Raw genomic sequence first — 21,745 nt, 5'->3', positions numbered from 1 at the left:
GTCTTGCAAAGCATGGGGAAGCAGCATTTGCTGATGCTGATCGTATGGAAGGTAGCTCGTCGTCATTTGACAAGTTTACCTCGTCACCATTCGGATTGCATCAGTTTCTGCCGCGCAGACTCCTAGCTCGCGTGCGCGCCGGGGTTGTGGTAGGCAGATGGGAGAAATATCCGCCCGTTACTTAACTGCGCGCTTCAACGGCCGCCACCGGGCGCGGTTCCGACAGCCACAGCGCCAGTCCCAGCGCGGGAAACGCCATCCCCGCCAGCAACACCGCATGCCAGCCCCAGGTGGCGAAGACCCACCCGCCCAGCGCCGAGCCGAGCGCGCCGCCGGCGAAGAACAGCGCGATATACACCGAGTTCAGGCGGCTGCGCACTTCCGGCGCCATGCCGAAAATGGCGCGCTGGCCCAGCACCAGGCTGGCGGCCACGCCCATGTCGAGGATGATCGAGGCCAGCACCAGCACGCCCAGCGCCACCTCGCGCGAACCGGGAATGAGTAGCGGCAGGGCAAACGCCACCACGCCCAGGGTCAGCGCCACGCCGGTGGCGGGCAAGGTTTTGCCGGCATCGGCCAGGCGCCCGGCGACCGGCGAGGCAATTGCGCCGGCCATGCCGACCAGCGCGAAAATCGCGATGCCGGTTTGCGACATGTGGAACTGTGGCCCGGACAACATCATCGGCGTGACGGTCCAGAACAGGCTGAAGGCGCCGAACAGGCCGGCCTGGTAAGCGGCGCGGCGGCGCAGCACCGGAGTGGTCTTGAACAAGGTCCACATCGAGCCGATCAGGCGTGCATACGGAATCGAGGCGGTCGGCATGCGCTGCGGCAGCTTCAGGCGCAGCAGGGCGGCCAGCATCAGGGTCAGCACGGCCGCGCCGCCGAACACCACGTGCCAGTTGCTGGCGTCGGCCACCAGGCTGGCGACCGGACGCGCCAGCATGATTCCCATGAGCAAACCGCTGACCACCTGGCCCACCACCTTGCCGCGCGTCGCTTCGCGCGACAGGTGGGCCGCGATCGGCACCAGGATCTGCGCCGCCACGGAACCGAGGCCGATCGCCAGCGCCGCCGCCAGGAACACCCAGCCGCTGGTGCTGAACGCCGCCGTGAGCAGCGCCACGGCGGTCAGCAGCAGGGCGCCGATCACCAGGCGCCGGTTTTCCAGCACATCGCCGAGCGGCACGATGAACAGCAGGCCGATGGTGTAGCCGACCTGGGTCAGGGTGACGATCAGCCCGGCGGCCGCGGCGGACAGGCCGGTGGCGCGGCTGATCGGTCCGACCAGGGTTTGTGCGTAGTACAGATTGGCCACGATCAGGCCGGCCGCCACTGCCAGCAGCAGCACCATGCCGGACGAGATATCGGCGGATTGTTCGGTGTTCGGTTTCATATTGCATCCTCTGTTAATCAACTTGCGTTGAAGTGATGCCATTGTAGACAAAAGCGGTCGGGCGATTATATGCTCATAATGCGCCTATACTTTTCGCATAATATGAACAATCATTGGGGAAACACGCATGGACAAGGTCAAGGCAATGCAGACATTCGTGCGCATCGTGGAGGCCAACAGCTTTTCGCGCGCGGCCGAAAGCCTGCACCTGCCGCGCGCCTCGCTCACGGCCACCATGAAGAACCTGGAAGCTTTTTTAGGCCGCCAGTTGCTTCAGCGCACCACGCGCAAGCTCTCGCTCACGCCCGACGGCGCCCAGTATTACGCGCACTGCACCGGGATCCTGGCCGCCATCGACGCTTCCGAGCAACCGTTTTTTGGCGCGGAATCGGCCCGGCCCAGGGGCAAGCTGCGCATCGACCTGCCGTCGGCGCTGGCGCGCCACCTGATCCTGCCGCACATCGCCGCCTTTCATGCGGCGTATCCCGAGGTCGAGCTGAGCATCAGCATCACCGACCGCCTGGTCGACCTGATCCAGGACGGCATCGATTGCGCGGTGCGGGTCGGGCAGTTGCAGGATTCGTCGATGATCGGGCGCCAGATCGGCCAGATGCGCTTTGTCACCTGCGCCGCGCCATCCTACTTTGCGCGCCATGGCGTGCCGCACAGCATCGACGACTTGCACGCGCACCGCAGCGTGGTGCATTTTTCGGCGCGCACGGGGCGCCCGTTCGACTGGGACTTCGTGGTGGGCGAGGCGGTGGTCAAGGTGGCCATCAGCGGGCCGATCGCGGTCAACGATGCCGACGCCAACCTCAGCTGCGCACTGCAGGGGCTGGGGCTGACGCAAGTGGCCACCTATCAGGTCCGCCAGCACCTGGCCGGCGGCGCGCTGGTGCAGGTGCTGGCCGGCACGCCACCGACGCCGATGCCGGTCTCGCTGCTGTATCCGCAAGGACGGATGGCGGCGCCCAAGCTGGCCGCCTTTGCCGGCTGGCTGATGGCGCTGTTCGACAGCGATCCCGATCTGGCCCTGGCCGGCCGGGCCTGATGCTCAGGGCCGGGAATGGGCGCTGGCCCACGAACCGATCAGCTCGAGTGCTTCCGGGGCGATGGTTTCCTTGATGCCGGCCACTTCCGAGAAGGCGCCCGTCGACGCGCTCTGGAAAAAGTGGTTCAGGCCCGCCATGCGCCGCACGCTGGCGTTCGGATTGGCGGCCAATGCGCGCGTGAGCGCAGGGATATTTTCTTCCGCCATCACCACCTGGTCCTTCTCGCCGACCAGGGCCAGCACCGCGCAACGCGGGCGCTGCAGCACCGGCACCGGGTCCGACGCCAGGAAACTGCGCATCCACGGCGTGAGCAGGGGCGCCAGTTCGTCCGGCGACCAGGGGCGGCCGTGGGTTTTCTCGGCATCCAGATAGACCTGGCGGGCGCGCCGTTCGCGCTCGGCCGGCGACGCGTCGGCGGTGACGGCGCCGAACACGGCCTTTTGCAGGGTCAGCTCGCGTTCGGTGTCGGCGGCGCTCTTGCCGGCCAGGCGCTGCTTGCGGGCGCGATCGAGCAGCATCTGGTCGCCGCGAATGCCGTTGCCGGCCATCATCACCACGAACACGATGCGCGGGTCCTTGCCGGCCACCATCGGCGCGATGATGCCGCCTTCGCTGTGGCCGATCAGGCCGATGCGTTGCGGGTCGATGTCCTTGCGCGTGCGCAGGAAAGCCACGCCGGCCTCGATATCGCTGGCGAAGTCGGCGGTGGTGGCGGTGTCGAAGTTGCCGTTCGACTGGCCCAGGCCGCGCTTGTCGCTGCGCAGGACCACAAAGCCGCGCCGGGTCAGGTCGTCGGCCAGCACGCGGTAGAACTGGTGGCCGAACAGCTCGCCATCGCGGTTGACCGGGCCGGAGCCAGGCACGATGACGATGGCAGGGAATGGGCCGGGGCCGGGTGGCGTGCTCAAGGTGCCGGCCAGATGGCTGGGACCGAGCGGGTTGGCAAAGGTGACCGCGGTCTCGGTGTAGGGAACGGCGGCGGCGGGCGCCTGCGGGCGCCTGGGTTGATCGCTGGCGTACAGCGGCGCGGCAATGGCGCCGGCGAGGAGGGCGATTGCGCCGAGAATGCGGATCGGGCCGTGCTTGAGCATGTTGGCTTTCGTTGTTAGCTTGGTTGGTCGACTGTGCCCTGCCAGGAGGCAATTGCTCCCCCAGAATCGCACCGCTCCTTGGTGATTTTCATAATTGAACTTACTTCCCGTGGCTTGCAGAATAAGCCACAGCCTCGCACCTGTCCATTGATACTAAAGCAATTAATTTTAATAATACAATAAATATGGGGACCTCGAAAAACCGCCGTTTCATGCTCGACGGCGCGCCGGTGCAGGCCACCGTCAACGACTGCGGCAACCGCCTGCACGGCGGCGGTGGCCGGCACGCCCTTCGACTTCCGCCCGCCGGCCGCGATCGGACCGCGCCTGGGCTGGCCGGATGCGCAGATTCGCCTGGTGGGCGGCTTCGACCATTGTTACTGCGTCAAGCCGCATGCGATGGGCAGGACCGGGCCGGCGTTTGCAGGTATCGACCACCGAGCCGGGATGGCAGTTTTATAGCGGCAATTTACTCGAGGGGGTGCAGGACAGGGCGGGGCGTCCGTATGCGCGGCACGATGGGTTTTGCCTGGAGGCGCACGCCTATCCGGATCAGTTGAACGGGCAGTGCGCCTCGGCGGTGATTTTGCGGCCGGGGCAGGTGTACCGGCAGACCACGGTGTACCGGCTGTCCTTGCAGGCCTGAAGCTGGCGCGCCGGCTGTACAACACCGGCGCTCCTGCACTCTGGGGTGCAATCAGGGCGGCGCCAGGTTTTTGGTAGCGTAGATCAATTCCAGTGCACGCTGGTGATTGGTATCGGCGATGCAGGCCAGGCGGATGATTTCGTGCGCGTTGCCGATCCCGCCCCCCACCAGCTCGTCGTGGAATGCGCATTTGGCCTCGCGATACGCGGCAAAGGCCGTGATCGATCCCCGCAATTTCGATTTTGCCAGATTCTTGAAATTGGGGTTCTCGAACCACTGGTTGATCATCTCGACTGCCTTGGCTTCGGCCTGTTTGAGCGTGACGGCACTGTCGGCCGCCATCTTGGTCAGGCATGCATGCCGGTCGGCCTGCGAGAACTGGTCGCATTTTTCGGCCGCGTCGAACTGCGGTACCGCCTTGGCGGCGCCGGCCTGCGCCGCAAACGCCGGCGCAGCGGCCAGCAGTGCGACAGATAACAGGCTTATTGCTCGCACTTGGCACCCTGCTGCTTGCGCACCAGGCCTATTGCAAACTCCAGCTTGGTCAGATAGCGGGCGTCGCCGTTGCCGTTGTAATTTTTCGCAATGCTGGCAAGGTTGATCGGACTCCAGCCGGTGATGACCTTCTCTACCTTGGCCTTCTGGAACCTGACCACATCGCCAATATGCAGGATGTTCGCGCGGGGGTTCAGCTCGCGCATCACCTCGACCGTGCTGCCCACGCGCCTGGCGATTTTTTCGAGCGACTCACCCGGCCCGACTTTGGTCTGTTCAATGGGCGCATTCGGCTCGCGAATGCTCTTGTGCGCGAAGTTCGCCATCCGCATGAGCAGATAGCCGATGCCGCCGCGAATATTGTGGGCGGGATTGCTGCGGATGGTGTGGGTGTTGATGCTGGAGCGCAATGCCGGAGGCATGATCAGGTCGCCGCCTTCCTTGTCTCCGAGCACAGCGTTCATGCCCGCGTCCGTCCCCACGCCGATCTGCAGCGGCTTGATTTTCCATTGCGGGTTCTCGCCGCCGGACTCGGTCCACAGCATTGCCTTGATGAGCATCCAGTCCATTGCGATATATCCCGGCGTGCCGCTCAGGTGGCGGTTGTAATCCCCTAACGCGGCTTTCACCTCGCAGTCGTACATTTGCCAGTGTGGCTTGCCGCTATGAAGTACGAGCCCTTGCTTCCACTTTTCGAAATCGGTCATTGTCATTCCCACAGAATATTGTTTATGCGCTAGTGCAGGTGCTAGGGTATCATTTATGTGATAAAAATGCCAATATTCGAATCCGGCGACGACCCTTGCTGCGCCCGGCGCCCGGCGCTCCCCGGAACGCCTCAGATGGCGGAGGAGGCGGGAACGCGTTTCACGTTTGGCAGGGCTTCGTTCTGAAGCCAGGAAATGAATTTTTTCATCTCCGCTTCGCCGCCGCGGCGCATCAGCCGCACTTGAATCAGCCGCAATAAACCTTGTTCGCTGTAGCCATGCAGGCCGGTTCCGCCCACGATGGCGTAGTCGGCGCCCAGCAGGCGTTGTTCGCGTTCGGTGACGGGCGGAGACATGATTGCGCGCACATCTTTTTCCACGATCCAGACCATCCCGTCGACCAGGCACAGGCGGATCTGTGCGCCGTAGTAAGCGTAGTAACGCCCGTTCCATTTTTCGGCTACCGAGCGGCGCGCGGCGTGCCGTATCGCCGGAAACAGATCGACGATATCGGCCGCAAAGTGCACGCACCCGGCGCCCCCCCACAAGATCAGGACGACCGGCAAGGCCGCGCCGAACATGCCGCCGAATGGCATTGCGATGAGCCAGGCGATGGCGAAGTAGCCGGCGAGGCGAAGCAGCACATGTGGCCTGGGGCGCTCTTGCCCTGCTTGAGGCATAGGAACATTCTCCTGAAAAACGTGTTTGCACGAAGGGGGCAGCGCTGCGCTGCCGCGAAAACCACACATCATACAACTTGCTGATTGTTTAATCATTTTTTCAAGCGTAGTATCGCTTGCTTGCCGTTACAGCCCCGCTTGGGGTTGCTGACGCCGATCCCGGCCTGCGCGACCCGGTTCCCCACCGTGCTGGCAATGGCGACAGGTACGCGAGGTATCTGTCTCAGACATCGCTGTCGGATGCTGATTGTTTTTCCCTACCCATGATCTGGCCGCACCCAGGCTGGTCGCCGCCATCAGGCAAGCCTGCAACGTGCCGAAAATCATTTGCACGGTCGGTCATATCGATGTGCGCTGGAGCGAGAACAACATGGTGCTGCGCGAGTCCACCAGTGACGCGGACCAGAACTGCGGCGGTTCGATCAACCTGCCGTCGTACGCCACCCTGGTTGGCATCAACGACGCCCAGGGCCGGCCGGTGCGCATGACCGGCACCTCGCTTTTCTCGCCCGCGGATTAACCGTCTCGCCGGAGAACATATCCCCGGAGGCTGCGCGCAGAAGACGCCAGGCGTGCTCGAAAAGCAGTGGCTGTTGGGATGACGCTGCGGGAGGATTTGTGACTGAACCCGGCTCCGGCAGTAGGTGTAGTATGCGGTTTGTTAATTTATTGAAAAGAACAATGATCAACCTCGCCAGCATGCGCCTATCGTTCGCCGTCCTCCTCGCCGCCGCAGGTGCGCTCTGGCCCGTTACCGCTTTTGCCAACACATACAAGCTCGAATGCGCGGGGCCGGCGGGCGAGCGATTTTACCTTCAGACCGAAACCCGCAACGGTGGCGCGTGGGGAACCTCGTTCATGGCGGACAAGCGTGCCCTCACCGTGCAGCAGCAGAACTGGCAAATCCGTTACCAGACCAAGTGGTACGACAAGATCAAGGTGCCGGGCTATTTGAAGCGGCATTCCTTAAATGAAGCACACTGCCACCAGCTCGGTGTGATCGACGGTACGCCGGTAGTCAACAAGAGTTACCTGAAACCCAATCGCACCTGGTTCGACAGCGCAACCCTGCCCGAAGCATTCTCGCTCCATATGCCGGAAAAGAATGCCCCCGCACTGTACGGGCAGATCGTGGCGCTGCACGCCGAAGCGAGTGAAGATCACGGTTTCCTGGTTCCGCGCGGCGCCCGCCTGGTGTATGAAATTGCTCTCACCAGTGTTGCCGACAAGTCGCGCGGCAAGGTCGTCGGCGTGGTCCAGAGCACATCCGGCGATAACGGCAAGAGCTGGACGCCACTGGCCGTCACCACTGCGGCGCAAATCTACGAGCTGGGCAAAACTACCCGCGCACAGGGTTTTGCCGCGCGTTGGGCGTTGAACGGCGTGCCGGTAGCCGATAATCCATGCAAGCAGGAATGCCGCTGATCAGGATCGCTGTCAGCCGCTTGCATTCACACCTTGAATCCGCCGACGATCTGTTCCAGATTGGCGGCCTGCTGCTGCAATGACAAGGCCGCCGCCGCCGCTTGCTCGACCAGGGCGGCATTCTGCTGGGTGGTGTCGTCCAGCTCGGTGATCGCCTGGTTGACCTGGCCGATGCCCAGGTTCTGCTCGGCGCTGGCACCCATGATGGCGCCGATGATGCTGGCCACCTTGTCGGTGCTGGCGACGATCTGCTGCATCGTGGTGCCGGCCTCGGCCACCAGCGCGGCGCCCTTGTCGACCCCGGCCACCGACTCGCCGATCAGCGCATTGATTTCCTTGGCCGCCGCCGCCGAGCGCTGCGCCAGGTTGCGCACCTCGGAAGCGACCACGGCAAAGCCGCGTCCCTGCTCGCCGGCGCGTGCCGCCTCCACGGCTGCGTTCAGCGCCAGAATGTTGGTCTGGAAGGCGATGCCGTCGATCACGCTGATGATGTCGACAATCTTGCGCGACGATTGCTCGATCGCGCCCATGGTCGTCACCACGCTCGAGACAATACTGCCGCCCTGCGCGGCCACGCTGGAGGCTTCGCGCGCCAGCCGGTTGGCTTCGCTGGCGTTGTCTTCGTTGTTCTTGACGGTGCTGGTCAGTTCTTCCATCGAGGCCGCCGTTTCTTCGAGCGAACTGGCCTGCGCCTCGGTGCGCGCCGACAGGTCCTGGTTGCCGGCTGCGATCTCGCGCGAGGCCAGGGCGATCGACTGGGTGCTCATGCCGATTTGCTGCATCATGCTTTGCAGGCGCGCGATAAAGCCATTGACGCTGCTCGAGACGGCATCGAACTCCATGCCGCCGCCGGCCGGCAGGCGCCGGGTCAGGTCGGCGTCGCCGGCCGAGAGGGCGTCGATGTTGCCCTTCAAAACGGCCAGGCGGCGCATGATCATGCGGATGCCGAACACGATCAACACCAGCATGGCGATAGCGATCGGAATCTGCACCGCCCCCAAGGTGTGCAGGATACGGTCGCTCTGCTGGCTCAGCAGATGATTCGGCAGGCCGGTGGCCAGCAGCCATGGGCTGCCCGGAATGGTGGCGAGGAACAGGGTATGGCCGCTGCCGTCGCTGCTGTAGGACGATTCCAGGCGGGGTTTGTCGCCCAGTTCCGGCAGGACCTTGGCTACCTGCGCCGCAAAAGGCGAGGTCGCGGCCAGGTCGCTGATGTTCTTGAGCACGATCTCGCTCTTGATATAGCTGCTGTTGCTGACCACCTTGCCGTCATGTTCCAGGATCAGGATCTGGCCGTGCACGGCCGCTTCCATATCGGCCACCAGGCGGTTGAAAAAACCCAGCGTGACGTCGACCGTCGAGACGCCGAACAGCTCGTCGCCCTTGTAGATCGCCATGGCGCAGTTGGTGCGCGGCTGCGGGCTGGCGTCGTCCTTGTAGGCCTTGGCCCAGGCGCACTGGCCCTTGGGCGCCTTGGCGCCGCCCTGCCACCATGGCTGCTCGAAATACTTGAGCGACTCCGGCGAATTCCAGTGGGTATTGACCTGCAGCTTGCCGCCGGCGTCGCGCGCGTAAAAGGTGCTGAATTTTTCCTTTTCCGGATCGCGCTTTTTGGGCACCGGCCAGATGCCGCCGCCGAACACGTTCACGTCGCCGTACTGGTCGACCAGGCCGGGCAGCAGGGTGTCGATGGCGGCGCTGTCCATCAGCGCCACGGTCTGGGTGATGGCGCGCTGCTGCGCTTCGACCTGCTTGAGCTGCTCGGTGATCTTGACGGCAATGTTGTTGACATCGTCGCCGATCAGCTGGCCTTCGGCGCGTTTCAGCTCCGGCGTGATGAACACGGCAATCGCCGCCAGCGTAATGATCAGCAAGGCGACGAAAATGGCGGAAAACAGGAGCGTGAAGCGCGATTGGCTGGAGCGGAAGTAGTCGTTCAAGGCGGTCCTCTGGAGTGAATTGACTGCTGGTGTGAGGTGCGTCCAACGCACGGGATACCTGAACGTCGTCCCCTTGCGCCAGTATGGGCGCTCTGGAAGATTATGCCTGTAAGAAACTTCTGTCAACGCTGCACGCCTGTCCGGGTCAATAAGCAACACTGAAGGCAGGCAGTGCTGCTGATAATCATGATCGCCCTTGGTGGATTTCATAATAGAAAAAACCTGACACTACGTGCGCCATCTATCTCGTGATGCCGGGCCTTGCTGGTCGGCCGCGCCTGGCGCGCCGGCGCGGGCCCGTCGCTGGTGGTGGTGCGCGGCGGCCAGATCATCGACATCAGCGCGCACGCCGCCACCATGGCCGAGCTGCTGGAGCGCGCCGACGCGCCCGAGACCGCCCACGGCGCTCCCGGCGATGCGATTGGCACGTTGGCCGGGCTGCTGGCCAACGCAAAAAATACCGAAGGCACGCGCCTGCTGGCCCCTAGCGACCTGCAAGCGATCAAGGCCTGCGGCGTGACCTTTGCGATCGGGCCGACCGTGCATGGCGCCGGCGAGATCGCCTGCAACACCTACAGCCTGCCGCACACGCAGGCGCTGATCGACGGCCTCAATCGCGACCAGCCCGGTACGCGCCAGCTGATTTTGCCGCGCTCGGGCTTTGCCGGCATCCAGCGCAATGCGGTGGCGGTGTGGAGCGGTTGGTAGCCGGCTTGTCTAACCATTTCGCCGCCCTCATGCATAAATTGTAGTAGTTCCGATTTGAGCTGGCAGTAAGGCCTTGCCATAGGGTGGGGTTAGCTGTAGCAGCTCAAACTTCATCTGATAAATTGCGTCAGACGGGCGGCGGGTTTCGCCCCGAACCGGACATGCGAAATTTTACAAAGCTCATCCGAAGTGTGGTTTAAGATTGAGCTGGGTCACGACCGACCGCTTCTGGCACAGAGGGGGTGGCGAGCACCCGGCGTCACTAGTGAATCAGCTCACGCCACGGATCTGGAAGAAGATGTTCCCCGCGAATCCGCTCAGGTTGGACTTGCATGAGCTCGGCGGTCGACGCAACTGCGCCGCCGCGTGGTCGCTTACGTGCTAACAATACGGGCCCGACTGAGTTGACGGCATTACAATACTGGTTTTCCATCAACGTAGTACCTCAACCCATGCCTCAAATCCGCCCATTGCCACTTGAACTGGCCAGCGAAATCAAGGAGTTTCAACAGATCGGTGCCGACGCCATTGGAATCGACCAAGGCGCGGCGCCGGCCGAGATCGTCCGCATGATCAAGGAAAAGGCCGCACACGTGCGCGCCGAAGGCCAGGTGCTGGACGAGGATGCGACCGTTGCTCTGGGCGTGCTGCTCGGGGAACAATATGTGCGCGAATTCGGCTGGCACTGGGCGCACGTCAACCATGAGGATGATGGTGATGACGACAACTATTTCGTCTGCGTGCTGCCCGCCGACAATAGCCTCTCGACCAATCCAATCGGCTGGGTCAGTTCCGTCCTCTCGCAAGAGACGCCAAACAACATCCTGCTGCACTTCAATATGGTCGCGGCGAATCGGGTACCGCCGGCCGCACCGGGCCAGGCGCTCGGCTATCATTAGTTGTAGCGGCTTGCGTCTGAAAAGGGCCTTGCTCGCATTTAACGTGTTTTCCGGCTCGAATTAATTGCGACTGACGGTATGGCCGTGCTTATGCTATTTGCAAACGTGCTTGCAATCGACCGAGCTGGCTCGCATTCGACGACGATGTGCTCGCGCTAACTGTAAAGGAAGCCTGCGCGTTGAATGGCAGCTTACGCCCCAATGCCGACGTTCGGGGCCGGCCATACCATGCCTGTGCCGACCGGGACCTTCTACGAGTACGTAAAAGCGAAACAGTCTTTCATACCGGCTTTCTTAGGCGTGAAAACCGCGCCTTTAATGTTGCGCGCGCCCAGCAGCGAGATCATGGGCACGCGAAGCCGGGCAATGCCTTGTTACCCGGTGCCTTCGTCAAACCTGGCGGCGGCATCAGGGCGGTTGGTTTTGCGCTACAGAGCGCGCAGGAGTTCCCTGCTACGCTTGGCAATGGGCGCCGCCGGGGGCAAGACGCTGCCAATCCGGATCGAGCGTAAAAGTGATTGTTCGGCCAGCGCGTGTTTGCCCATCGCGGACTGGATACTGCCCAGGTTATTAATCCGGCGCTGGCTGGACGCGCGTCCGCGCATGGCGGACCTGCGCTACCAGGACAACACGGTGGCGAGCACCAACAAGGCGGTCATGATCGACCTGGGCGGCTACGCCAAGGGCTACGCGCTCGACCGCGCCGCGCTGATCCTGCGCCGCAGCGGGGTCGAGGCGGCACTGGTGAATGTGGGCGGCAACCTGATCGCCATCGGCCAGCCGGGCGAACGGCCATGGCGGGTCGGCATCAAGGACCCGCGCAGCGGCTATCCGATCGATCTGGTGGCTTCGGTCACCATCATCACGGCGGGCGGGCTTGATGCCGGATTGCGTTCGGACGGCAACTCGAAACCGATGTTCATCACCGGCCCGGCCGGCTGGCAGGCGATGGCCGCGCAAATGGGCCTGGCCGAGGTGATGCTGATCGACGCCCAGGGACAGGTGCCCACGACGGCGCCGATGCGGGCGCGGCTGGCGACCGCGCAGCAGGGCAGGGTGGCTTCTGAATAGTTTCCGTGCGGGAATCAAAATAAGTAAAAAATGACTTACGGCTACAATGGTGATTCGACAACATGCGGCTGCATAGCCGAGTTGATTCCACTAACACCACCGGAGAAACAACTTGCGTAATCACTTAATCAAAATTTCAATGCTGTGCGCCGCGGTACTGATGGCAGGTTGCGAAACCACCGGCACCAAAGAGGCCGATCCGAACGCGGTGGAAGCGCCGTCGCCGAAGAATCCCGATTTCGCCGGCGAGATGTCCAAGTTCGACGCCCAGTTCCCGAACGCCAAGGCGACCAAATACGAAAACGAGTCGATTGCCTTTAACAACGAGCGCAAACTCGACCAGAAAGGCAATTGCCACGGCAAGTCGAAATATCCGGTCACGATCGTGCTGGTGCTCGACGCCGAAGGCAAAGTCACCAAAACCATGACCGACGTCGAAAACGCCAAGGCCGCGTGCTTCCGCAGCGCCTACACCGGCGTGCAGTTCCCGCGTCCGCCAATGGCGCCGTACCGCAAGGCGATCCTGCTGAAGTAATCGCTTTTCTCCCGCCGCGATCGACCGCCTTTGTCGCTTTGCGCGCAAGGCGGTAACATGCAGGTCTTTCACCCGGGAGAATAAGCATGAGTATCGGATACTGCGCCGCCGCACGGCGGCGCTTTGCTGCAAGGCCGATCCGATGAAGCGGCCTCGTCGCAAGCGCCCGAATCCTGCGCATTCTCCCGCCTATGTCCCGTATGTCGAGCCACCCAAGACGTTCGGTCATACCAGGCTGGTGCTGCTGGTGGGCGTGCTGCTGACGGTCCTGACCGTCTTTCTGATGGTCAACCGGGTCGAACTGCGCAAGATGCTGCGAAGCGTCACGGCGGTCAACACGCAGGCCGCGCCCGCGCCCATGCCGGCAAACTTGCTCCCTCATGAGGAGCGCGAGTTCCGGCATCGGGAAGTCGAGCAGTACAAGTCTGCGCACCGTACCGCAGGCTTCATGCATACCATCGGACTTGTGGTGATTGGCTGCTTTCTGTTTTGGGATTTTCTGCGGCGATGTGAAAACGACGCGTTCAGCGCGATCGGGCCCAACTTTTCCGGTTACGTGGCGGTGGTCGGGATCGGTCTGATTTACATCAATGTTTTGATCCTGTTGGGGCGTTTCGTCTACTATCCCTTGTTCGACTGGAGCTGGGAAGCGCTCGGGAACCAGATGGTCGAGTACGAGCACACAACATCGCGCAGGTGGCGGGGACGGTCGCGCGCGTCGTCTTACCAGGGCGGGGTAAGTCTGGCCATCGCGTTCCTCATGTTGCTCGTGTTTTTGTGGCATGCGGCGACCAAGCTCCTCGCGCGCGACGCATCCGATCGACGGTAGCAATCTCGAAATACCGTGGCGGGCAGCGGGCGTGCCTTAATCACCAGGAACCGAATGTGAAACTCATACTTGCCGGTGCAACCGGATTGGTCGGCAGCCATGTGCTGCGGCTGGCGCTGGACGATGCGCGCGTTGCGTCCGTGCTGGCGCCAACGCGACGGGCCGTGGCCGCGCATCCCAAACTGGTGGCGCCGCTGGTTGATTTTGCCCAGTTGCCGCCGGACGCACCGTGGTGGCGCGCCGACGCCGTCATCTGCACGCTCGGCACCACCATGAAGCAGGCCGGCAGCGAGGACGCGTTCCGGCGCGTGGACTACGACTATCCGCTGGCTGTGGCGCGCCTGGCTGCCGGGGCGGGCACGCGCACGTATGTGTTGAACTCGGCGATCGGCGCGGACCCGGCGTCGCGCTTTTTCTACAACCGGGTCAAAGGGGAGCTCGAGCGCGATCTGGCCAGCCTGGGCTTCGCTTCGCTGACCTGCGCGCGTCCCGGCCTGATCGGCGGCGCGCGCGAGACGGTGCGCACCGGCGAGTGGCTGATGATGCAATCGCTGGCGCTGCTCGGCCCCGTGCTGCCGCGCCGCTGGCGCCTCAATCCGGCGCCGGCGATTGCCGCAGCCTTGCTGGAGGCGGCCATCCGTGCCACGCCAGGCGTCCATGTGCTTGGGTCCGACCAACTGCTCTGAGGCGTAACAAGAGAAGGGCCAAAGCGCCGCTGTCAGCGCGCCGCAGACGACGCCAGCCGGCGCTGTTCGGCAGCGATCATCGCCGTGGAACCTTCCACCATGCGCGTGATCCAGGTATCGAGTGCCGCATCCGATTGCAACAGACCGGGATGAATCCCGTCGATGACATCGCGCATCATCACGGGTTGCAGCGCCATGCCCAGGATCGTAAACGCCAGGCGCGACACGTCCTCGTGCGCAGCGCTGGGGCCGAGATGGCTGCACAGCACGCCCACCAGTGCCTGGTGGATGTCGCGGATCACGGGGGCGATCTTGTCGCGGCACATCGGGGTCGGCGCGATCAGTTCGTGCAGGCACAGTCGCACGGCAAAGCCGGCCGTGCGGCCTTTGCGCAAGGGAGCAAGCAGCGATGAAAACAAGTCGTGCAGCAGGGTGCCGATGGGCTGGCCGGGCGCGGTGAACGCCGACACGTCCAGCCGCGATGCGGACACCAGCTGGTCGAGTGCGGCGCAGTACAGGCCTTCCTTGCTGTCGAAGTAGTAGCTGATCGAGGCGATGTTCACGCGCGCCGCCTGCGCGATGGCGCGGGTGGAGGTGTTGGCGTAGCCGCGCTCGCCGAACAGCTTGAGCGCGACCAGCAGCAGGCGCTTGCGCGTGTGCGAGCCGGTGGCGTGCGGCTTGCGCAGATCGGCCGGCGCGGCATGCGTCTGGCGCGTCTCGGCGGCGGGCGCCGTCGGCTGCCGCAGCGTGGCGCCATCAAGGCGTTCCATGATCCCCATCGGCCACGCCCAGCGCGCGCAGCGAAAACGCGGTCACGTGGCGCGCAATCTCGCGGATGCCGGCGTCGTCGTAGACGATGTCCGGCGCCAGTATTTCGTTCACCGGGCGCGAATGGCTGTAGTACAGCATCTGCCCCAAAATGCTGAACAGGCTGTTGCGGATCTCCATTCCGCTGGTGCCGGGCGGCGCCAGTTCGCGCACCAGGGCCGTCATCGATTCCTGCAACGGAAGGATCAGGGTGTCGACGATATGCCGCAGCGCCGCGGTCGGCTCCACCAGTTCCCAGCTGATCAGCCGTGAAATGAGCGAATGCGGTCCGCTGATCATCATGTCGGTCAGCAGGCGCTCGATCAGCCACCCCAGGCGCTCCGCGGGCGGGACGCTCTTGTCGCCGGCCGGCCCGGTCAGTTCTTCCATCTCCTCGCTGCCGCCTTCGCGGTCGATGATCGCCAGGTACAGCCCATCCTTGCTGCCGAAGTAATAGTTGACCATTGCCAGGTTGGCCCCGGCGCGCTCGCAGATCTTGCGCACCGAGGTTGCCTTGAAGCCATTCTCGGCAAAGCACTCGGTGGCCGCAGTGATGATGCGGTTGCGGACATCGTTGTCGTCAGCCTTCATCTTCAAGATACTCCTGTTTTATGCGAATTAAACATGTGTTTAATTTCTGATTTTTGAATTGTACATAGCAGCCCATGGCTTGTCCATGCGTTTTGGCTGGCGTGCGGGCAATGCCACATTATCAACTCGGGATTTCTGGTTGACAACTAAAAAGGTGTTTGATACAGTTGTATTAAACGCTTGTTTGAAACACTTGTTTGGCGCCGTCAGCGGCAAGTCCAGGCTTGCCGCGACAGGCACCCACCGTTCAACTAACGAAGGTCACCATGCAATCGAACCGAATTTTCCGCAGCGCCAAGCCGGCCGCCGGCGCCGCCATCGCCCTTGGCATTGCCATCCTGCTCGCCGCCTGCGGCAAGAAAGCCCCTCCCGCACCGCCGCCGCCAGGTCCCGCGCAGGTCGTGGTGCACACCGTCGCGGCCCGGCCGATGACAGTGACCACTGAGCTGGCCGGGCGTACCTCGGCGTTCCAGGTGGCCGAAGTACGGCCCCAGGTCGGCGGCCTGATCCTGAAACGCCTGTTCGTCGAAGGCTCCACCGTCAAGGCCGGCACGGCGCTGTACCAGATCGATGCGGCCAGCTATGTGGCCTCGGTCAGTTCGGCCAAGGCCACCCTGGCCAGCGCGAAGGCGCGCGCACTGGCGGCCGAGCCGAAAGCGAAACGCTACAAGGAATTGCTGGCCATCGAAGGCGTGAGCAAGCAGGATGTCGAAGATGCGCTGGCCACCGCCGCCCAGGCGCGCGCCGAAGTCGAATCGGCCCAGGCCGCGCTGGACGTCGCCAATATCAATCTGAAGTACACCAATGTGTACGCGCCGATCAGCGGCCACATCAGTCGCTCGAACGTGACCGCCGGCGCCCTGGTGACCGCCGGCCAGGCCGACCCGCTCACCACCGTGCAGCAGCTCGACCCGATCTATGTGGACGTGACCCAGTCCAGCACCGAACTGCTGGCGCTGCGCCGCCGGTTCGACTCCGGCAAACTGAAGCAGGCAAATGGCGGCCAGGCCTCGGTCAGCCTGCTGCTGGCCGACGGCAGCAAGTATGCGGCCCAGGGCAAGCTGCAGTTCGCCGACGTGAGCGTCGATGCCGGCACCGGCAACGTGACCTTGCGCGCGCTGTTCCCGAATCCGAAAGGCGAACTGATGCCCGGCATGTATGTGCGCGCCGTGCTCGACAGCGGGCTGGACGACAAGGCCATCACCGTGCCGCAGGTCGGCGTCACGCGCAACCAGCGCGGCGAGGCGACCGCGCTGGTATTAACCAAGGAAAACAAGGTCGAGCAGCGCGTGCTGAGCACCGGCGCCGCCGTGGGCGACCAGTGGGTGGTCAACGCCGGCCTGGTGCCGGGTGAACGCGTGATCGTCGAAGGCTTGCAGAAAGTGCGTCCGGGCGCGCCCGCCGTGGCGGTTCCAGCGGCGCCGGCCCCTGGCGCACCGGGTGTTGCGGGCGCGCCCGCCGCCCGTCCGACCCCGGCAGGAGCATAACCATGGCCCGTTTCTTTATTGATCGTCCGATCTTCGCGTGGGTGATCGCGCTGGTGATCATGCTGGGCGGCGTGCTGGCCATTCTGGGCTTGCCGATTTCGCAGTATCCGAGCATTGCGCCGCCGTCGATTTCGATCAGCGGCAATTATCCGGGCGCCTCCGCCAAGACGGTGGAAGACGCCGTGACCCAGGTCATCGAACAAAAGATGAAAGGCATCGACGGTTTGCAGTACATGTCGTCGAGCAGCGATTCGAGCGGTTCGATCGGCATCACCTTGACCTTCAGCAACGGTACCGATCCGGACATCGCCCAGGTGCAGGTGCAGAACAAGCTGCAACTGGCAACGCCCTTGCTGCCGACCGCCGTCACCCAGCAGGGCCTGGTGGTCAGCAAGGCCACCAAGAACTTCCTGATGGTGCTCGGTTTCGTGTCGGAAGACGGCAGCATGCAGCAGGCCGACCTGGGCGATTATGTCGCGTCGAGCGTGGTCGATTCGCTCAGCCGCGTGGAAGGCGTGGGCGATGTGCAGCAGTTCGGCTCGCAGTACGCCATGCGGATCTGGCTCGATCCGGCCAAGCTGCTCAGCTACCAGCTGACCCCGGCCGACGTGAGCACGGCGATCCGCGCCCAGAATGCGGAAGTGTCGGCCGGTGAACTGGGCGGCGCGCCATCGCGTCCCGGCCAGCAACTGAACGCCACCGTGTCGGCCCAGAGCCGCCTGCAAACCAAGGAACAGTTCGGCGCCATTCTGCTGAAAACCCGTGCCGACGGCGCCGTGGTGCGCCTGCGCGACGTGGCATCGATGGAACTGGGCAGCGAAAGCTACAACATCGTGGCGCGCTTTAACGGCAAGCCGGCGGCCGGCGTGGCGATCAAGCTCGCCACCGGCGGCAACGCGCTCGATACGGCCAACAACGTCAAGGCCAAGGTCGAACAGCTGCAAAAGAACTTCCCGGCCGGTATGAAGGCCGTGATTGCCTTCGATACCTCGCCCTTCGTCAAGCTCTCGATCGAGGAAGTCGTCAAGACCCTGGTCGAAGCGATCGTGCTGGTGTTCCTGGTGATGTACCTGTTCCTGCAGAATTTCCGCGCCACCTTGATTCCGACCATGGCCGTGCCGGTCGTGCTGCTCGGCACCTTTGGCGTGCTCAGCATGCTTGGTTACTCCATCAATACGCTCACCATGTTCGCCATGGTGCTGGCGATCGGCCTGCTGGTCGATGACGCCATCGTCGTGGTCGAGAACGTCGAGCGCATCATGAGCGAAGAAGGTTTGTCGCCGGTCGAAGCGACCCGCAAGTCGATGACCCAGATCACCGGCGCACTGGTCGGTATCGCGCTGGTCCTGTCGGCCGTGTTCGTGCCGATGGCGTTTTTCAGCGGTTCCACCGGCGTCATTTACCGCCAGTTCTCGATCACGATCGTCTCGGCCATGGTGCTGTCGGTGCTGGTGGCGATGGTGTTCACCCCGGCGCTGTGCGCCACCTTGCTCAAACCGGTCGAAAAAGGCCACAAGGCGGCCTCCACCGGTTTCTTCGGCTGGTTCAACCGCGGTTTCGACAAAAACAGCCGCCGCTACCAGGGCTGGGTCGGTACCTTGATCACCCGCACCGGCCGCACCCTGGTCGTGTACGGCATCCTGGTGGTGGTGATGGCGCTTGCCTTCCTGCGCCTGCCAACCTCGTTCCTGCCGGCGGAAGACCAGGGCATCCTGTTCACCCTGGTGCAGTTGCCGGTCGGCGCCACCCAGGAGCGCACGCTCAAGGTGGTCGAGCAGGTCGAGCAGCATTATTTGAACGACCAGAAGGATGCGGTTGCCTCGGTGTTCTCGGTGGCCGGCTTCAGCTTTGCCGGTAACGGCCAGAACGCGGCCATGGCGTTTGTGAAGCTCAAGGATTTCGACGAGCGCAACAACGACAGCCTGCGCGCGCCCGCCGTGGTCGGCAAGGCCATGGGCCGCTTCATGCAGATCAAGGATGCGATGGTGTTCGCCATTGCCCCGCCTGCGGTGCTGGAACTGGGCAATGCCAACGGTTTCGACTTGATGCTCAAGGATGAAGGCGGCCTCGGCCACGAAGCGCTGATGGGTGCGCGTAACCAGTTGCTGGGCATGGCTGCGCAGAACAAGATGCTGGTGCAGGTCCGTCCCAACGGCCAGGAAGATTCGCCGCAATACAAGCTGGAGATCGACCAGGAGAAAGCCAGCGCGCTCGGCCTGTCACTGGCCGACATCAACAGCGTGCTCTCCACCTCGTGGGGCGGCGCGTACGTGAACGACTTCATCGACCGCGGCCGTGTGAAGAAGGTCTACATGCAGGGCGCGTCGGATGCGCGCATGGCGCCGGAAGACATCGGCAAGTGGTACGCCCGCAATGCCAATGGCGAGATGGTCTCGTTCTCGACCTTTGCCACCGGCAAGTGGATCTACGCCTCGCCGCGCCTGGAACGCTATAACGGCACGCCATCGGTCAACATCCAGGGCGTGGCCGCGCCGGGTTTCAGCTCGGGCGACGCCATGCTGGAAATGGAAAAACTGGTGGCCCAGCTGCCGCCGGGCATCGGCTTCGAGTGGAGCGGCGTCTCGATCGAAGAGCGCGCCGCCGGTTCGCAGACCACCGAGCTGTACGCCATGTCGCTGCTGATCGTGTTCCTGTGCCTGGCCGCGCTGTATGAAAGCTGGTCGATTCCGTTCTCGGTGCTGCTGGTCGTGCCGCTGGGCGTGCTCGGTACCGTGCTCGGCACGATGGTGTTCGGCATGTCGAACGACGTGTATTTCCAGGTCGCGCTGCTGACGGTGGTGGGTCTTGCCGCCAAGAACGCGATTTTGATTGTCGAGTTTGCCAAGGAACTGGAAGACGGCGGCATGGATGTGAAGAAAGCGACGCTGGAAGCGGTGCACCTGCGCCTGCGTCCGATCCTGATGACCTCGATTGCCTTCGGCCTCGGCGTGTTGCCGCTGGCGATCAGCAGCGGGGCCGGTTCGGCCAGCCAGAACGCCATCGGCATCGGCGTGCTGGGCGGGATGCTGACGGCGACCTTCCTGGGCATCTTCTTCGTGCCGGTGTTCTTCGTGGTGGTACGCGCCTTCGTGGTCCGCAAAAACAAGGCGGCAAGCGTGCCTGCCGCCGCTACCGTGGAAGGCCATTAAGATGAACAAGAAAATGATGAATGTGATGGGTTCGACCCTGAAACTGACCGTACTCGCAGCCCTGATCAGCGGCTGCACAATGATGCCCAAGTACCAGCAGCCGGTAAGCCCGGTCGCTGCGGCTTGGCCTGCCGGCACGGCGTACCCGGCGCAGGGCGCGCAGGGGACGCCAGCGGCGGACGTCGCCTGGCGCGATTACTTCGCCGATGAACGCCTGAAAAAACTGATCGCCCTGACCCTGGCCAACAACCGCGATCTGCGTGTAGCGGCGCTCAACATCGACAAGGCGCGCGCCCAGTACCGCATCGAACGCGCGGCGCTGCTGCCGTCTGTTGCGGCCGGCGCCAGCCAGAACGCCCAGCGCACGGCCGATAAGCTGAGCGTGGGCGGGCAGGGCGGCGTGAGCCGGCAATATGGCGTGAACCTGGGCGTGGCCGCTTGGGAAGTCGACCTGTTCGGGCGCGTGCGCAGCCTGTCGGAGGTGGCGCTGCAAACCTACCTGGGCACCGAGGAAGCGCGCGCCAGCGTGCAGATTGCGCTGGTGGCCGAGGTGGCCAACGCCTACCTGACCCTGATGGCCGGCCAGGAACGGCTGGCCCTGGCGCGCCAGACCCTGTCGAGCCAGCAGCGGTCGCTCGAACTGAGCGAAAGCCGGGTCAAGGCCGGCGCCGCTGCCGGGCTGGACCTGTACCAGGCGCGTACCACCGTGGAAACGGCGCGCGCCGATGCCGCCGCCTACACGGCCCAGGTGGCGCAGGGCCAGAACGCCTTGAGCCTGCTGGCCGGGGCCGCCGTCCCGGCCGACCTGCTGCCGCCGGCCGGCCTGGCCGGCGTGACCGCGCTGACCGAAGTGGCAGCCGGCTTGCCGTCCGACTTGCTGTACCGCCGTCCGGACGTACTGGCCGCCGAGCGCACCCTGCAGGCGAGCAACGCCAACATCGGCGCGGCGCGCGCGGCATTCTTCCCGCGCATCACCCTGACCGGGCAGGCCGGCACGGCCAGCAACAGCTTATCTAGCCTGTTCGAAAGCGGCTCGGGAGCGTGGAGTTTTGCGCCCTCGATCAGCCTGCCGATCTTCAATGGCGGCGCCAACCGCGCCAATCTGGAAGTGGCCAAGGTCAGCCGCGACATCGGCGTGGCGCAGTACGAGAAAACCATCCAGGTGGCGTTTCGCGAAGTGGCCGACGCCCTGGCCCAGCGCGGCACGGTGGACGAGCGCCTGAACGCCCAGCAGCAACTGGTGCAAGCGTCCGACAAGAGTTATCGGATCTACGAGGCGCGCTATAAAAACGGCGCCGATACGTTCCAGAATGCGCTGATCGCCCAGCGCGCGCTGTACGCGGCGCAGCAGGGCCTGATCTCGGTGCGGCTGGCCGAGCAGACCAGTCGGGTCACCTTGTACAAGGTGCTTGGCGGCGGCTGGCAGGCGAGCGATGCTGCGACCGGGAAAATGCCATGACAGGAATTTGATCGCGTGCACTGAATGTCGACAATCCCGCTGCGGCAACTGCCGCCAGCGGGATTTTTTCCGCCGAAGCCAGATCCACGTGC

General features: G+C 63.7%; 22 protein-coding genes. 14 read left to right on the top strand and 8 right to left on the bottom strand.

Annotated elements, in window-relative coordinates; translation table 11 throughout:
- A partial coding sequence (locus F1609_RS34300; RefSeq protein WP_206752967.1) for a hypothetical protein occupies window positions 1–185 on the top strand: 185 nt, incomplete at its 5' end.
- Here F1609_RS34300 and F1609_RS21045 read toward each other — a convergent pair.
- The gene (locus tag F1609_RS21045) at window positions 182–1,396 is read right to left on the bottom strand and encodes an MFS transporter (protein ID WP_229421979.1); all 1,215 of its coding nucleotides are present in this window, start codon (window positions 1,394–1,396) and stop codon (window positions 182–184) included. The two genes, F1609_RS34300 and F1609_RS21045, sit on opposite strands and share 4 nt — an antisense overlap.
- Window positions 1,397–1,523: 127 nt before the next feature.
- On the opposite strand from F1609_RS21045, the gene F1609_RS21040 reads away from it, so the two are divergent.
- On the top strand, window positions 1,524–2,447 hold the full coding sequence (locus tag F1609_RS21040; RefSeq protein WP_167078610.1) for a LysR family transcriptional regulator: 924 nt from the start codon (window positions 1,524–1,526) through the stop codon (window positions 2,445–2,447).
- A 3-nt stretch (window positions 2,448–2,450) separates the two neighbouring features.
- On the opposite strand, the gene F1609_RS21035 is transcribed toward F1609_RS21040, so the two are convergent.
- Complete coding sequence (locus F1609_RS21035; RefSeq protein ID WP_167078609.1) at window positions 2,451–3,539, bottom strand: alpha/beta hydrolase family protein; 1,089 nt, start codon at window positions 3,537–3,539, stop codon at window positions 2,451–2,453.
- Window positions 3,540–3,933: 394 nt separating this feature from the next.
- Here F1609_RS21035 and F1609_RS21030 point away from each other — a divergent pair, with 394 nt between their 5' ends.
- Window positions 3,934–4,185, top strand: coding sequence for an aldose epimerase family protein (locus F1609_RS21030; protein WP_229421978.1), 252 nt, complete (start codon window positions 3,934–3,936; stop codon window positions 4,183–4,185).
- Window positions 4,186–4,236: 51 nt separating this feature from the next.
- Here F1609_RS21030 and F1609_RS21025 read toward each other — a convergent pair whose 3' ends face one another.
- The 3 genes from F1609_RS21025 to F1609_RS21015 all read right to left on the bottom strand — a co-directional run bounded on the left by F1609_RS21025 (window position 4,237) and on the right by F1609_RS21015 (window position 6,139).
- A complete protein-coding gene (locus F1609_RS21025) occupies window positions 4,237–4,680 on the bottom strand; it encodes a lysozyme inhibitor LprI family protein (protein WP_167078608.1) in 444 nt (147 codons plus the stop codon).
- The gene (locus F1609_RS21020) at window positions 4,668–5,387 is read right to left on the bottom strand and encodes a LysM peptidoglycan-binding domain-containing protein (protein WP_167078607.1); all 720 of its coding nucleotides are present in this window, start codon (window positions 5,385–5,387) and stop codon (window positions 4,668–4,670) included. Before F1609_RS21020 ends, F1609_RS21025 begins: the two co-directional genes overlap by 13 nt.
- Window positions 5,388–5,518: 131 nt before the next feature.
- Window positions 5,519–6,139 (bottom strand): hypothetical protein, encoded by a 621-nt coding sequence (locus F1609_RS21015; RefSeq protein ID WP_167078606.1) that lies wholly within the window; start codon window positions 6,137–6,139, stop codon window positions 5,519–5,521.
- A 175-nt stretch (window positions 6,140–6,314) separates the two neighbouring features.
- On the opposite strand from F1609_RS21015, the gene F1609_RS21010 reads away from it, so the two are divergent.
- Entirely contained in the window at window positions 6,315–6,587 is a 273-nt protein-coding gene (locus F1609_RS21010) for a hypothetical protein (protein ID WP_187363086.1), read from the top strand.
- 161 nt (window positions 6,588–6,748) lie between these two features.
- Window positions 6,749–7,492 (top strand): hypothetical protein, encoded by a 744-nt coding sequence (locus tag F1609_RS21005; protein ID WP_167078605.1) that lies wholly within the window; start codon window positions 6,749–6,751, stop codon window positions 7,490–7,492.
- 26 nt (window positions 7,493–7,518) lie between these two features.
- Here F1609_RS21005 and F1609_RS21000 read toward each other — a convergent pair whose 3' ends face one another.
- On the bottom strand, window positions 7,519–9,432 hold the full coding sequence (locus tag F1609_RS21000; RefSeq protein WP_229421977.1) for a methyl-accepting chemotaxis protein: 1,914 nt from the start codon (window positions 9,430–9,432) through the stop codon (window positions 7,519–7,521).
- A 261-nt stretch (window positions 9,433–9,693) separates the two neighbouring features.
- On the opposite strand from F1609_RS21000, the gene F1609_RS20995 reads away from it, so the two are divergent.
- From F1609_RS20995 to F1609_RS20970, 6 genes are all read left to right on the top strand, one after another.
- The gene (locus F1609_RS20995) at window positions 9,694–10,140 is read left to right on the top strand and encodes a TIM-barrel domain-containing protein (RefSeq protein ID WP_167078498.1); all 447 of its coding nucleotides are present in this window, start codon (window positions 9,694–9,696) and stop codon (window positions 10,138–10,140) included.
- 332 nt (window positions 10,141–10,472) lie between these two features.
- Complete coding sequence (locus F1609_RS20990) at window positions 10,473–11,039, top strand: hypothetical protein (RefSeq protein ID WP_167078603.1); 567 nt, start codon at window positions 10,473–10,475, stop codon at window positions 11,037–11,039.
- Window positions 11,040–11,576: 537 nt separating this feature from the next.
- The gene (locus F1609_RS34710) at window positions 11,577–12,110 is read left to right on the top strand and encodes an FAD:protein FMN transferase (protein WP_229421976.1); all 534 of its coding nucleotides are present in this window, start codon (window positions 11,577–11,579) and stop codon (window positions 12,108–12,110) included.
- Window positions 12,111–12,222: 112 nt separating this feature from the next.
- Window positions 12,223–12,645 carry a hypothetical protein gene (locus F1609_RS20980; RefSeq protein ID WP_229421975.1) on the top strand — a complete coding sequence of 141 codons (423 nt, stop codon included), beginning with the start codon at window positions 12,223–12,225 and terminating at the stop codon, window positions 12,643–12,645.
- A gap of 142 nt (window positions 12,646–12,787) precedes the next feature.
- A complete protein-coding gene (locus tag F1609_RS20975; RefSeq protein WP_167078601.1) occupies window positions 12,788–13,474 on the top strand; it encodes a hypothetical protein in 687 nt (228 codons plus the stop codon).
- A gap of 56 nt (window positions 13,475–13,530) precedes the next feature.
- A complete protein-coding gene (locus F1609_RS20970) occupies window positions 13,531–14,160 on the top strand; it encodes a Rossmann-fold NAD(P)-binding domain-containing protein (protein WP_167078600.1) in 630 nt (209 codons plus the stop codon).
- A 32-nt stretch (window positions 14,161–14,192) separates the two neighbouring features.
- Here the strand turns inward: F1609_RS20970 and F1609_RS20965 are convergent, their stop codons facing one another.
- Both F1609_RS20965 and F1609_RS20960 read right to left on the bottom strand, forming a co-directional pair.
- A complete protein-coding gene (locus tag F1609_RS20965) occupies window positions 14,193–14,930 on the bottom strand; it encodes a TetR/AcrR family transcriptional regulator (RefSeq protein WP_167078599.1) in 738 nt (245 codons plus the stop codon).
- Complete coding sequence (locus F1609_RS20960) at window positions 14,917–15,558, bottom strand: CerR family C-terminal domain-containing protein (protein WP_229421984.1); 642 nt, start codon at window positions 15,556–15,558, stop codon at window positions 14,917–14,919. The genes F1609_RS20965 and F1609_RS20960 overlap by 14 nt, the downstream gene beginning before the upstream one ends.
- 266 nt (window positions 15,559–15,824) lie before the next feature.
- On the opposite strand from F1609_RS20960, the gene F1609_RS20955 reads away from it, so the two are divergent.
- Genes F1609_RS20955 through adeC form a run of 3 tightly spaced genes read left to right on the top strand, consistent with a single transcriptional unit; the run spans window position 15,825 to window position 21,653 of the window.
- Window positions 15,825–17,045 carry an efflux RND transporter periplasmic adaptor subunit gene (locus F1609_RS20955; protein ID WP_167078597.1) on the top strand — a complete coding sequence of 407 codons (1,221 nt, stop codon included), beginning with the start codon at window positions 15,825–15,827 and terminating at the stop codon, window positions 17,043–17,045.
- A gap of 2 nt (window positions 17,046–17,047) precedes the next feature.
- Window positions 17,048–20,194: an efflux RND transporter permease subunit gene (locus F1609_RS20950; protein ID WP_167078596.1), complete on the top strand. Its 3,147-nt coding sequence runs from the start codon at window positions 17,048–17,050 to the stop codon at window positions 20,192–20,194.
- Between the two features lies 1 nt (window position 20,195).
- Window positions 20,196–21,653: an AdeC/AdeK/OprM family multidrug efflux complex outer membrane factor gene (adeC, locus tag F1609_RS20945; RefSeq protein ID WP_308609478.1), complete on the top strand. Its 1,458-nt coding sequence runs from the start codon at window positions 20,196–20,198 to the stop codon at window positions 21,651–21,653.
- The last annotated feature ends 92 nt before the right edge of the window (window positions 21,654–21,745 follow it).

The sequence above is a fragment of the Massilia aquatica genome (genome assembly GCF_011682045.1).
Taxonomy (GTDB): Bacteria; Pseudomonadota; Gammaproteobacteria; order Burkholderiales; family Burkholderiaceae_D; genus Telluria_A; species Telluria_A aquatica.
This window is presented reverse-complemented; position numbering and strand designations above follow the sequence as displayed.